The following is a 12,359-nucleotide window of genomic DNA, read 5'->3' as shown; positions in this document are numbered from 1 at the left end:
CGGCGGCCCCCCAAATCAATGTCGGAGTACGGGCATGCCGAGCCTAAGCGAGGCACCGAGTGGTGGGGTAAGAGCGTTTTGCTTACTTTTGCGCTTCTCAAAAGTGAGCCGCCGTCAGGCGGAACCATAGGAGGCCGTTACCGCAAAAATGGATATGTACTCGGTCTAATCCAGCACCCTGGTCGGCCCACAGGTGCAACGTCGCATCACAGCTGTGTAGATACCTATGCCAGCGATGAAGTCAGGTCAGGCAACCCACATCTCGCAGATCAAACCATCCCCGCCTGCTTCAACTCGCTCTTGAGATACGCGTAGTAAATCGGCCCTGCCACCACCCCCGGCAGGCCGAACGCAGCTTCGAATACCAGCATCGCCAGGAGCAACTCCCACGACTTGGCACTGATCTGCCCGCCGACGATCCGTGCGTTGAGGAAGTACTCCAGCTTGTGGATGAAAATCAGGTAGCCCAGCGCCGCCATCGCCACCCAGATCGACAGCGATAAGCCGACGATGGTGATCAGGGTGTTGGACATCAGGTTGCCAATCACCGGTAGCAAGCCCAGCAGGAAGGTCAACACGATCAGGGTCTTGGTCAGCGGCAGGTGAATCCCGAACATCGGCAGGATCACCGCCAGGAAGATCCCGGTGAAGAAGGTGTTGAGCAGGGAAATCTTGATCTGCGCAAAAACGATGTTGCGAAAGGCCTGGACCAGCAGGTGCAGGCGGTCGAACAGCGCGGCAGCCAGGGGTTTGCGCTTGGTCAGGTCCGGCACCCGCTGCAGGGCAATGATTGCCCCCAGCACCATACCGATCAGCAAGGTGACGAACATGTGCGCCGCGTCCTTGCCCACCAATTGCAGGTCGCTCAGGTGCTTGCTCAGCCATTCACCGATGGCCACGCGGAATTCGGCGGCACTGGCCGGCAAATAGGCGTCAACGAACGGCGGTAGCTGGCCGCGCGCCTTATCGACCACGCCCATGAATTTATCCAGCGACGCCCCGGGATTTTCCGCTTCATGCAACAGGAAGCTGAAGGCGCCGGCAAAGATCAGCGCCAGCACACTGACCACCAGGGTGCCCAGCAAGGCCACCGCCAACCAGCGCGCACGCCGCCCTTCGATCAGCCGTTGCAGTTGGGGGGTGAGCATGTTGACCAGTTCGTACACCAACAACCCGGCCAGCAGACTGGGCAACAGCCGCAAGGGCAGGACCAGCAGCAAACCACCAAAAATGATCACCCAACTGACTACCAGCAACACGTGACGCTGAGAAAACGTTGGCATACAGCCTCAAAACAAACGGCGTTAAAGGATTGGCAGTCTGCCAGCGTTCGGCCCTTGAAGCGAGCGGATGGCCGATATCGATCGGCACCACTGGCTTGAACGCTGGCCGCCAATTTGCCCTGGTAGTTTATTTTTTCTTCAGGCAATCACTCATGAAGGTTTTACGTGCCTCGCCGGTCAGCGCCTGGGTGGCTGCGGTGGCGTTGCAGGTTTTCATCTTCTCTTGTTGTGGGGTCAGGGCCTTGGCGTCATTGGCTGCCGGCTGCGCTTTGAGGCAATCGCTCATGAAGGCTTTGCGCTCGTCGCCCTTGAGGGCCTTGGTGGTGGCGTCGGCGTTGCAGGTGGTCATTTTGTTCTGTTGCGCCGTGGCGGCAAAACCCTGGGAGCAGAGCAGCAAGCCGACCATCAACAACGGGATACGCAGCATCTTCATGGAGACTTCTCCTGGTTGCTGCGCCGAGGGGCGCAGCTTGAACTGCAGTGTAGACAACAGCTGTTACAGGTTCATCCAGGAGCAGCAAACGTCAGGGCGCGATTAACCCACCCCGGTCCCGGCTTCGCAGCTCGTCAGACGGGGCCAATCGCCTGTACGTATTCCTCATAAGCCTTTATTCGGCGCTCAATGAGCGCGGCGCGAAAGCGTTCGAAAGACACCGGCTGCCCGCCCGGCTCACGATAGGTAGCGCCCAGTGCATTCGATGAGGTCCATTGGGCGTAAGAGCCTTTCTGATGCAACTTCGCAACCTTGATTGAACGCAAGGTCGAGTCATCGGTGCCCCGCGCGGGTAACGTTGGAGGACCTGGTGGCGTGTCATTGATAAAGCTGTACTCGGCAATCGCCGGCCCGGGCTCCAGGCTGATCACGGGATCAGGATCAAAGCCGAAGCAACCCTCCTGGGCCAGGTGTGCAGCGGGCAGTTCTGGCCAGGAGTCAGCGACCACCAACTCGGCGGGCTTGCTCAGGTCACCGATGAGCACGTATTGGTGGTCAAAATCGCTGGCCCTGACAATATGCACCGCAGCAGATCTTGGCTGGCTGGCCAGAATCGAAAAGGTCACCTTGGAGTTTTCCGAGCAGTTGCCGCCCATGATTTTTATCGCGGCCTGAGCTGCCTCGCCGATGGTCAGTTCGGCGGTGGCCTGGCCGGTCGCCAGGTCGATCTTCCTGAGGTTTTTCAGTTTGGCGATGGCCGAACCGCCTTTTTCCCAGATGCTCGGCCTTTGATTGCCGGACAGGGGCAGCAGCTCCTTGCTCCGGGCGACGGTTCGTTGTGCCAACTGCAGATTGGCCATGGTTGGCGCGTCCACTTCAATCACTCTGCCTGGCTGCACCGGCAGATCGAAAAGCTGCGCATAGCTAAACAGGTCTGCTGCGGTATCTGACCGAGCTCCCTCGGCCGTCGTCGACTGCGCCAGCGCATCGTACTCACTGGAACGCCCGGTTTGCTTCAGATAACGCGCGGTCATGGCCAACTCCCGCTGAGCAGTGGACAGTTCCCCTCGTTGCTCGCTGAACGCATTGTCCAACACGCTGGAAAACTGTTCAGGCGTCAACAGCCCGTTCAATTCGGGTAAAAGCTCGATACTTTGCCTGAGTCTTTCTATGGCCAAGGGGCTTTCGCGCGCGTAGTGGAACGCCCATTCAAGCTCCCTTAGCCCCCGCAGCGAATACTGCTCGTCGACAATCCGCAGTCCTTGATCGAAGTTGTCTGTGCTCGCTTGCCCGGCATCGTCATCGGCAATACCCGCCCGCTGCCTTAGGCGCACTTTAGTGCGCAGTAGGTCCTCAAGCGAGTCATCCACAGGGACGTCACCCGGCGCACCACCACGCAGTCGCAGCAAACGCGGGTCAATTGTCGGCGGCACTGGGGCCGGATCAGCGTCCAGGATCGCGGGCAGTTGCTCACGTGCCAGCAGGTGCTGGCTGATCGCCTGTTTCAGTTGCTGAACTTTTCCCCGGCCAAGATTCAAACCCTTGAGCTCGTCGTCCGGGAGTGCCTGGAGAATCGAAGCATAAAAATCAGCCCCGCAATGCAGGACCTGGCCCTGCTCGTCACAGACTTGAAAATCTCCATCGGCAAGCGCCACGATCGTGCGCTTGAGCCTGGCATCCGCGTTGCCGATGCTGTCCATGAGCCGGCCATCCACTTCGTAGCGGCGCACCTGTAGCTGCACATCAACCGGCCAGCCCGGCAGGTTTTCCAGGGAGTGCAGTACCACTTTATCGGTATCAAAGCTCTCGACCGCAGTCAGGTAGATACCTTCATAAGCGCGAGCGACCCTGACCTCTTCCAGCGCCGCTCGGGCCAGCCCATTGAGCCGTGCCGGCACACGCCGCTGGCTGAGCGCTTGCAGTTCCAGCGGGCTGGCAACACTCAGCAGCTCCTGGGCGACACTGCCTGGCAGCCCCGGAAATTGCTCGAGCAGGATTTGCACTTGGGCTGGCCAAGCCGACTCGCTGGCGGCGTAGCGCCGCTCGAACAACGTCGTACGCTGTGCGCTTGCACGTCGCTCGAGCTCGGCCCTGAGTACGCCGGCGTTCGCTTGCGGGGTGCTCACCGCAGCGCCGAGTTCCGACTCCATCAAGCGTCGGGTTTCGGCTTCATTCAGGTGCGACAACAGAGTCTGCAGCAGGTCGCCATTGATCAGGCGGTCCTCGTGGATCCGTGTCGCTGCCAGCGCCGCCGATCCGTTTTCCCAAAGCAGCGTGGTGCCGTCGCGAGCAATCAACTGCAGTCGCCGCTCCCCCGTCAGCAGCCCGTCCAGCAGTTGCAGTTGCATCAGGACATCGGCTTGCAAGTAGTCCGCGGGCAGGTCACTGCCGATCTGCTCAATGAACGTGTGTACCTCTTGATCAATCCGGAACCGGGTCGCCGTATCACTGAGCAGCGGCAATGCTGGCTCATTGTTCCGATACAGCCGCTGCAGGGCCTCTACCGGGGAGCAACTGACCATTTGCATGTCATCAAAGGAGTCTTCCAGGCCTTCGACCGAGGGCCCCAGGCGGGTCATGAGGGTGTGTTTATCCCATTCCTGAGGCCGCTCGCCCTCGATCACGAACGCCCCGCCACCATTGCTCTGCACCATCGGCTGATAGGCGTCCGCCCGGCTCGGGTGTGCTACCCGATGGCTGCCGGCCTGGGTATCCCTGACCAACTCGAAGTGGCGCGAATCCACCCGCAGGATCGACTTGCCCTGGTGCGAGTGCAACCACAGCTCATCCGGCCTGGAGTCCGCAGGCAGGCTCAAATTCTGTTGCTGGTAGGGCTCGAGGTTCTGCCCCCACAGACGTTTCTGACCATTGGCCAGAGTTACCTGACTGGAGCCCTCGATCATCGGCGAGAGTTTGGGAACAAGCTGTCCACCGACGACACCGGCAGCCCCGAAGGCCGCCAATTGCACCAGGCTCTCGGCGAAGCCAATCAGATGATCGGAGGCCTCCAGGTACTGCCCCTCGCTCAAGTCCACGACCCCTTCGATGATTTCGCTGGTCAACTGATACGCGGTGTACGCCAGCATCAGTTCCCCGAGAAACGGCACGAAGGGTGTCACCACCATCAACGCGACATTAAAAATGTCACTGAGCAATTTCTCCAGATGGGACAACGCCGCCCAGCGCGCCCTGCGGTCGGCATCCGCGGTGGAAACCGCCACTTCCCGCGCATCATTGAAGATCTTGTTCAACTGCTCCTCGTACAAGTAGAGCCAGACGTTAGTGCGATAGCGATGTTCGCTATCGTCTTTGAACGGCACGACGCCATAGTGCAGGCGCGGGTTTTGCACCGGTGTTTGCTCCCAACTGGGCAAATCCTCGCCGGGTACCTTGTGGTGCCACGTGGCGTGGGTCAGGCGCTGATTGAGATCTGCGAAGAAATAACTGCGCTGCTGGTGAGCGATGAAGCGACTGAAAAACTGCTGATAGGGTCTCTCGCGCAACTGACGGGTCAATTCGTTGAGCAGCTCCAGCGAGGAGGCATACTCCTTCAGCGGATGCTCAGGGTCATGGGGTACATAGGCAATCACTCCCTGGTCGGCACTGACAGGTACGATCAGCACGATGCCATGCAAGCGCGTGTCCATCATGGTCAAGTGGTAATAGTTGACGGCACTCTCAGATCGCGATTGGCCATTGAGCAGCCCCTGTACCAGCCGATAGGTGTCCACGCCAACATCGCCCTTGACCCGAGCAAGCTCCAGAGCGACGGACAGGCCGGCCTTCAGGCTGGTGATTACCCTGGACTCCAGTACGCCTTTGGCCAGGCCGTCGGCTGGATTTATATAGCCGTCGAGATAGGCAGCATAGCGGGCCCCCAGGTCCAGCTCCCGACAAAGCGCCTGGAACTGCGCGAGCGTCATTTTCTGGCCAGTGTCCTTGATCTGGAAGCGCCCCCGGTTATCGGGCCGGGTTATAAAGTCGGACCCGGACAGATACTCCTGTGAACTCGAGAAGTTGTGCAGCGCCGCATCCAGCAACGAAATCGTATGACTGCTCGCCCCCCCCGTGAAGTCATGGACCCAGGGTGGAATGCTCGCGGGTGAATACAGCCTCAGGAAAGTTTCCCTGACACTTTCCACAACGCCGTACTGTGCGTTCAATGCCTGAAGCAACAGGGGTTCGGCAAATTCGTAGGGGTCTTTCAAGCCGGCGAACATCCTGTCGACCCGGTTCTGCGCAGACCAGCTCTCAGCCATCACCCGCTTGAGGACCCGATGGTCGGCCGCCGAGGCATCCTTTGCCCAGTCCGGGAGGCGGGTAGGCGCGTCCCTCAATTCGCCCAGGCGCTGCGGCCTGGCTTTGGCCAGCCAGCCAGGGATCGCCTCGTTGATGAACGTGTGGTGCACGCTGGTCGGTGTCTCTGGCCCGGGTGAAGTGGTGGTTTGCGATGTCAGTTCCATCTGGCATTTCCTGAGTTCATTGCTGGATTGAAAGTCTGCGTTGAACAAAACAACAGGCGCGGCCGGCCAGCCCGATAGAACCCGACTCGCCAGGGAATCGCGCAGGTTGTTTATTCGTTCAGAGACGGGTTCAACGCAGCGTACAACTCATGCCGACGGGGAGATGGAGTACCGATCTTACATATGCGTATGAAACGTCTGGCTCGTGCGTAAAGACGAAATCTTGTAATCCCGCGCCATCGTAAAATCAAAATCCTTTGTTTCGACGATAGTGTTCCGGCGAACAACCGGCCTGGCGCTGAAACATCGCGGTAAAGGCCGAGGCCGTGCTGTAGCCCATATCGAAGGCGATTTCCTGGATGCTGCGTGAGCTGTCCAGAGCCTCGATCGAGGCCAGAAAACGCAGGCGCTGGCGCCACTCGCCGAAACCCATGCCCAGTTCCCGCAGGCATTGACGCGCCAGCGTCCGCTCGCTGATGTGCACGTGCGCGGCCCATTGCGCCTGCGTGCGGTTGTCACCCGGGGCCGCCTGCAAGGCTTCAAGCACTGCCGACAACGCCGCGCTGCGGGCGTAGGGCAGATAGCCGTTGTGAACCGGCGCCTGGTGCAGTTGATCTATCAGCACTTCGGCCAGGCGCTGATCGGCAGCCAAGGCGGGGATTTTCACATCGCGCGCGGCGAAGTCCTTGAGGATCGCCTTGAGAATGTCGCTGATCGCCAGCGTGCAGGCCTGCGCCGGCAACTCGCGACACACCTGGGGCGCCAGGCACACCGCGCGATAGTTGATTGGCTGATCGCTGTAGAAACTGTGCTCGGTCTGCGGCGGCACCCAGATCGCATACTGGGGCGGTGACATGAAGCGGCTGCCGCCAACTTCCATGTGCAGCACACCATGGGCCGAATACTCCAGCGTGCCCCATGGGTGGCGGTGAGCGGCGGCATACAGGTGCGCGTCGAAATCGGCATAACGAAAGTACACCGGGGCGGGCAGCTCGCTGAAATCCAGCAGATCAATGTGTTTACGGCTCATGCTGTCCGGATTCAAGGGCAGGTTGTCTGAATGCAAGTATAGGCCTTGATCCAGACAGGCGGATAATCCCCCCTCATTAATGCTCTGGTTGTCCTCATGCAATACGCTTATCCCCTGCTGGCCATTTTCATCTGGGCCGGCAACACCGTAATCACCAAAATGTCGGCCGGGGCGATCTCCCCCGCCGAGATCGGCTTTTATCGCTGGCTGCTTGCCGGCCTGCTGTTCACCCCGTTCATGCTCAAGCCAGTGCTGCAGCATTGGCCGCTCATCCGCCCGAACCTGGGCAAGATCTTTGTCCTCGGCGTACTCGGCATGGCGGTGTATCAAAGCCTGGCGTACTTCGCCGCAAGCCTGACCTCGGCCACCAACATGGGCATCATCCTGTCGCTGATGCCGCTGATGTCACTGGCCATGGCCATCATCAGCCTCGGTCAGCGCCTGACCGCCGGGGCGCTGGTCGGAGCGCTGCTGTCATTTTCCGGGGTGCTGGTGGTGGTGTCGTCCGGTAGCCTGGCGACGCTGCTGGAGCATGGACTCAACCTGGGGGATGCAATGATGCTGATCGCCACCCTCGCCTATGCGATCTACAGCACCCTGTTGAAAAAATGGCAACTGCGCCTGCCGCCCCTGGTGCTGCTCTACCTGCAAGTGCTGGTGGCGGTGGTGGTGCTGTTTCCGCTGTTCGTCGCCTCGCCGAAAACCGGCCTGACCCTCCACAATGTGCCCCTGGTGCTGTACGCCTGCCTGCTGGCCTCGATGGTTGCGCCGCTGGCCTGGATGCAGGCCGTGGTGCGCCTGGGGCCAAGCCGGACCACGCAGTTTTTCAACCTGCTGCCGTTGATCACCGCACTGATTGCCGCCGTGGTACTGCACGAACAACTGGCGCTGTACCACCTGGTGGGTGGGGCGCTGACCCTGGGCGGGGTGATTGTGTGCGAACGCTGGACCCGGGTGCTGGGCCGCAGATGATCGGCTGAGGCTAGACGCCCGCCGCCTTCAACCGCTGCGCATGTTCGACAAACAGGCGCACCGGGTCCGCACCCTTGCCCACCAGCCCGAGCGACTGGTTGACGATGTCGAAGTGATCCAGCGGGAAATCATCACCGATGACCGTGCCCAGGTGCGAGCTGTAGCGCCCGACCATGCCATCGCAGTGCCCGGCCTCGCGGACGAAGGTGCGGGCAAACAGCCGGCAACTACGGTTGGTGCCGTCGATCAGGTTGCCGCCACGATCGGTGATACCCGGCTGCAGGGTGCCGGACCACGAGTAATAACGCACACCATTGACCTCCTCGGGCCCCTGCCCGCCCCAAGTCTGCGGCAAGCCCTGTGGATAACATTGGTTGAACAGTGCCACCCCGGCGCTGGTCAGCGAGTTGTGGGAGGCGTGCACATCCACTGGCCATCGGCGCACGTGGTGGCCGGTCTCCAGCAATCCCATCAGCCAGGCGACGCCTTGTAACAGGGCACTCAGCAGCCGACCCTTGGCGCTCTCGGGCGGGTAGTGCTGGTGCAGGTAGTCCGCCAGCTCCGAGCCGTGGTTGGGACCGGCCACCGAGGTCACCGAGGCCACCAGGTCGGGGCGTTTGGCGGCGGCGTAGCGGGCGGTCAACGAGCCTTGGCTATGGCCGATCAGGTTGACCTTGCTGGCGCCGGTTTCCCGCAGGATCGCCTCGATCTGCAGCAACAACTCTTCGCCGCGCACCTCGTTGGAGTTGACCGGCGACACCTGCACCGCAATCACCTTGGCCCCGCCCCGCCGCAGCGCCGGGATGATCGCGTACCAGTACGGATACAGCACCAGGCGAACAAACCCGAGCATTCCCGGGACCAGCACCAAGGGGTAGCGAGTGGCAGTGTCTTGCGACATGGGCAAACATCCTTGTGATCGATGGGAAAGCCCGGGAGGGGATGCAAGACGTCGGCCATCACTATCGCCAGCCAGGATGACGCCTTCACGACCACTCTATGACATTCCCCCGCGCCCGCCTCAACCTCGTCATCGTGGCTCGCAACATCCGATAAAACTTTTCTCGCGGCCCATCACTCACACCTAAGGAGCACGCCAACAGAGCGTGATGCCGAGTGATCCGCCCGAGGAGATAGAGATGAGTGAGCAACAGTTGTCTGATATCAACACCCTGCGCCAGCGGGCGCGCACCCACGTCGAGAACGGCGCCGTGACCGAAGGCTATAGCGCCGACCGCGAGGAGGTGCTGCGCCTGCTCAATGAGTCGTTGGCCACTGAGTTGGTCTGCGTGCTGCGTTACAAACGTCACTACTTCATGGCCGATGGCCTGAAGGCTGCGGTGGCGGCCCAGGAGTTCCTCGAACACGCCACACAGGAAGCCGAGCACGCCGACAAACTTGCCGAGCGCATCGTGCAACTGGGGGGTGAACCGGAATTCAATCCGGACTTGCTATCGAAAAACTCCCATGCGCAATACGTCGCCGGCAATACCCTCAAGGAAATGGTCTACGAGGATTTGGTGGCCGAACGTATCGCCATCGACAGTTATCGCGAAATCATTCAGTACATCGGTGACAAGGACCCCACTACCCGCCGCCTGTTCGAAGATATCCTGGCCCAGGAAGAAGAACATGCCGACGACATGGCGGACTTGCTGAAGGACTTGTAGGCTCGCCTATTCAGCCTTGTTGTGCCGACTCACAACAAGGCTCCAACACTCGTCAAACCCGCAGATCAGTCCTTCACGGTCTTCGGCGCCTTGCCCGACTTCATCTGCTCCAGCAACGGTGCACACTGATTCGGTTCGCCACCACTGGGCGCCACCAGCGCCAGCAAACCGGCCGCCGGGCCGGCAATGACCCCCAGCGCCACCATCCCTGCGCCGCGCAGCATCAACGGCACGCCCTTGACCCCGGCATCCGGCTTGATGAACTTGCCGCGCACGTACAGCGGTGAACGCAAGGAGATCAACCGCCAGCCCTTGGACTCGGGGGTGATGGTCAGGTCCAGTTGTTCGCTGGCCATGTTCGCCGTGCCGTCGATGTAGATGATCGCGTTCTCCGTGTCGAACACAAACAGGCGCGTGGTCGCCAAACCGCTCTTGATCCCGAAGTCGGCAGCCGCACAGTTGATCTTCACTTCCTTGTCGCCAAAGATTTTGCCAACCAGGTAGTTGCCCACGTTCAACCCGGCCAGCTCCATCAGTTCACGGCTGATCGCGCCGTCGTTGATCAGCATCTTCAGATCGCCATTGGCGCTGCCCAGCAACGCCGCCACCGAGTTGCCACGCCCGGTTATGTCGGCATCGCCATTGAGTTCGCCGAAGCTGGTTTTCATCGGTTCAAAGGTCGGGAACAACTGCTTGAGCTTGAAACCCCGCGCGCTCAGTTTGGCCCGGCCTTCCAGCGGCGTGGTCTGGCCGTTGAGGCGGATCTGCGCGTCCAGCTTGCCGCCCGCCACGCCAAAACGCAGTGGCTGCAGGTTGAGCTGGCCGTCATTGAGGATCACGTGGGCATACAGGTCATTGAATGGCAGTTTCTCGCTGTGGACGATGCGCTTGCCGGTGAACTCGACATCAGCGTCCATATCGCGCCAGCGTTCAGTGCGGAACTCCTCCACTGGCAGCACCTTGTCGGCCGGCTGTTTGCTGTCGCCGCCGCGGGCTTTTTGCTTGGCGTTGGAGTCGGCGCCGATCAGGGGCGCGAGGTCGGCGAACAGCAGTTGATTGGAGACCAGTGCACCGCTGAGCTTGGGTCGTGGCTGGCTGGCCACGTAGGCCAGGTTGCCATGGATGTCGCTGCCGCCGATGGTGCCGTTGAAGTCTTCATAGCGGAACTTCGCCCCCTCCGGTGCCCGCAAGTTGGCGATCAAATGACCGTCGGTAGCATAGGGCGAGGAGTCCGGCAGGGTGATGCCGGTCAATGGGTAAAGGTTGCCCAGGCTGCTGCCCGCCAGTTTCAGGCGCAGGTCCAGCGCGCCGAGGTTAAGCGGATCGGTCAGGGTCCCGGCCAGTTCGACCCGAGTATCGGCAATCCGTACCTGGGCCTGCAGTGGAAAGGGTTTGGCGGCGTCCTGCAAGGCCAGCAGGCCGCCGATCTTGCCCTGGCCCGAAAGCGCCTGGCCGTGGTACTGGCCTTTGACCTGCAGGGCAAACGCATAATCCTGCGGCGCCGCCCCCTTGTCCTGGGCTTTTTTCGCGGTCTTGTCGCCGACGATATCGCTGAACGGAATTGGCTTGCCCAGTGGGTCGATCAGCAGGTCGAGACGGGTCTTGAGGCTTTGATCGTCCAGCGTCACGTGGCCCTTGTCGAAGCCGATCGCGCCGATATCCACCACCCAACTGGAAGGTTCGGCATTCGGGTCCTTGGGGTCGAAGGTGAAGGTCCAGTTGGCGCGCCCATCCGCCAGGCGCTGCAGCTGGGCATTGGGCTCGGTCAGGTCGATGCGCGGAATCACCACGCGCTGCGCCAGCAGGGCCAGCGGCGAGATCCGCAGCTCGACGCGTTTGAGGCTGACCATCTGCGGTTGTTTGGACCAGTCCGGGTTACCCAGGCTCAGGTCCTCGGCCACCACATGCGGCCATGGCACCCAGGCGCGCCAGCCACCCTCGTCGAGTTCGCGCTGCCACACCACCGACAGGTTGCCATTGATCGCAAAGGGCCGATGCAACTCCTCCGAGACCTTGGCATTGAGCGCCGGCTTGATCCGGTTCCAGTCGAAGAACGCGATGACCAACACCAACACGGCGATCAACAACACGAGGCTGGCAAAGACCCAGGCGAGAATTTTACGGGTGCGCGTCATTGCACAAAGCTCCTGATGACTGCTCGGCGCCCGGACCGCGACGCTCGATAAAAATCCTAGGCCATAAATCGACCACTATGAAAACTACGACTGGCAAATGGCCCGCAGGTTTAACCAAAAACCCGATTCAGCGCTAAATAGCCGCTTTTTTCCTGACCGAGTCGCCAGAATCCTGTTACCTGGGTCGCACTTTGACGGCGCACAAGCGGGTCGAAAATACCCAATCCGCTGCTGAAACGTTCCCCGCAAACCCGCGTTCTAGAGGCGCTCGGCAGAACAATCAATTCTGTTGATTATTACCATTGTCTTTATGAACTTTTATATCGACTTATCGAGAGTAGCATTGGCTCCGTACCCACTTTATCGCCCCCAC

8 protein-coding genes are annotated in these 12,359 nt (G+C 60.7%); 2 read left to right on the top strand and 6 right to left on the bottom strand.

What is annotated here, in order from left to right; all coding sequences use genetic code 11:
- Positions 1–269: 269 nt before the first annotated feature.
- The 4 genes from ACIOVD_RS25480 to ACIOVD_RS25465 form a co-directional block, all read right to left on the bottom strand.
- On the bottom strand, positions 270–1,283 hold the full coding sequence (locus tag ACIOVD_RS25480) for an AI-2E family transporter (protein ID WP_095169528.1): 1,014 nt from the start codon (positions 1,281–1,283) through the stop codon (positions 270–272).
- 127 nt (positions 1,284–1,410) lie between these two features.
- Complete coding sequence (locus ACIOVD_RS25475) at positions 1,411–1,716, bottom strand: PsiF family protein (protein ID WP_095169529.1); 306 nt, start codon at positions 1,714–1,716, stop codon at positions 1,411–1,413.
- Between the two features lie 134 nt (positions 1,717–1,850).
- Positions 1,851–6,179, bottom strand: a complete 4,329-nt coding sequence (locus tag ACIOVD_RS25470; RefSeq protein ID WP_401130908.1) for a dermonecrotic toxin domain-containing protein — start codon at positions 6,177–6,179, stop codon at positions 1,851–1,853.
- Between the two features lie 247 nt (positions 6,180–6,426).
- Positions 6,427–7,209 carry a helix-turn-helix transcriptional regulator gene (locus tag ACIOVD_RS25465; RefSeq protein WP_095169531.1) on the bottom strand — a complete coding sequence of 261 codons (783 nt, stop codon included), beginning with the start codon at positions 7,207–7,209 and terminating at the stop codon, positions 6,427–6,429.
- 96 nt (positions 7,210–7,305) lie between these two features.
- Here ACIOVD_RS25465 and ACIOVD_RS25460 point away from each other — a divergent pair, with 96 nt between their 5' ends.
- The gene (locus ACIOVD_RS25460) at positions 7,306–8,181 is read left to right on the top strand and encodes a DMT family transporter (protein ID WP_320333528.1); all 876 of its coding nucleotides are present in this window, start codon (positions 7,306–7,308) and stop codon (positions 8,179–8,181) included.
- 10 nt (positions 8,182–8,191) lie between these two features.
- Here the strand turns inward: ACIOVD_RS25460 and ACIOVD_RS25455 are convergent, their stop codons facing one another.
- Positions 8,192–9,082 (bottom strand): triacylglycerol lipase, encoded by an 891-nt coding sequence (locus tag ACIOVD_RS25455; protein ID WP_159993477.1) that lies wholly within the window; start codon positions 9,080–9,082, stop codon positions 8,192–8,194.
- A gap of 238 nt (positions 9,083–9,320) precedes the next feature.
- On the opposite strand from ACIOVD_RS25455, the gene ACIOVD_RS25450 reads away from it, so the two are divergent.
- Positions 9,321–9,851 (top strand): ferritin-like domain-containing protein, encoded by a 531-nt coding sequence (locus ACIOVD_RS25450; protein WP_320333527.1) that lies wholly within the window; start codon positions 9,321–9,323, stop codon positions 9,849–9,851.
- A 65-nt stretch (positions 9,852–9,916) separates the two neighbouring features.
- Here ACIOVD_RS25450 and ACIOVD_RS25445 read toward each other — a convergent pair whose 3' ends face one another.
- Complete coding sequence (locus tag ACIOVD_RS25445) at positions 9,917–11,986, bottom strand: AsmA family protein (protein WP_401130905.1); 2,070 nt, start codon at positions 11,984–11,986, stop codon at positions 9,917–9,919.
- Positions 11,987–12,359: the final 373 nt, after the last annotated feature.

The organism is Pseudomonas sp. NPDC087626 (genome assembly GCF_044743405.1).
Taxonomy (GTDB): domain Bacteria; phylum Pseudomonadota; class Gammaproteobacteria; order Pseudomonadales; family Pseudomonadaceae; genus Aquipseudomonas.
The sequence above is the reverse complement of the archived record's forward strand: the minus strand, read 5'-3'. Positions and strand labels throughout refer to the sequence as shown.

What these genes read in the sequence shown, in the direction of transcription:
- ACIOVD_RS25465 (WP_095169531.1), bottom strand. Translation starts at nt 7,209, where the DNA reads ATGAGCCGTAAACACATTGATCTGCTGGATTTCAGCGAGCTGCCCGCC.
- ACIOVD_RS25475 (WP_095169529.1), bottom strand. Translation starts at nt 1,716, where the DNA reads ATGAAGATGCTGCGTATCCCGTTGTTGATGGTCGGCTTGCTGCTCTGC.
- ACIOVD_RS25460 (WP_320333528.1), top strand. Translation starts at nt 7,306, where the DNA reads ATGCAATACGCTTATCCCCTGCTGGCCATTTTCATCTGGGCCGGCAAC.
- ACIOVD_RS25480 (WP_095169528.1), bottom strand. Translation starts at nt 1,283, where the DNA reads ATGCCAACGTTTTCTCAGCGTCACGTGTTGCTGGTAGTCAGTTGGGTG.
- ACIOVD_RS25455 (WP_159993477.1), bottom strand. Translation starts at nt 9,082, where the DNA reads ATGTCGCAAGACACTGCCACTCGCTACCCCTTGGTGCTGGTCCCGGGA.
- ACIOVD_RS25445 (WP_401130905.1), bottom strand. Translation starts at nt 11,986, where the DNA reads ATGACGCGCACCCGTAAAATTCTCGCCTGGGTCTTTGCCAGCCTCGTG.
- ACIOVD_RS25450 (WP_320333527.1), top strand. Translation starts at nt 9,321, where the DNA reads ATGAGTGAGCAACAGTTGTCTGATATCAACACCCTGCGCCAGCGGGCG.
- ACIOVD_RS25470 (WP_401130908.1), bottom strand. Translation starts at nt 6,179, where the DNA reads ATGGAACTGACATCGCAAACCACCACTTCACCCGGGCCAGAGACACCG.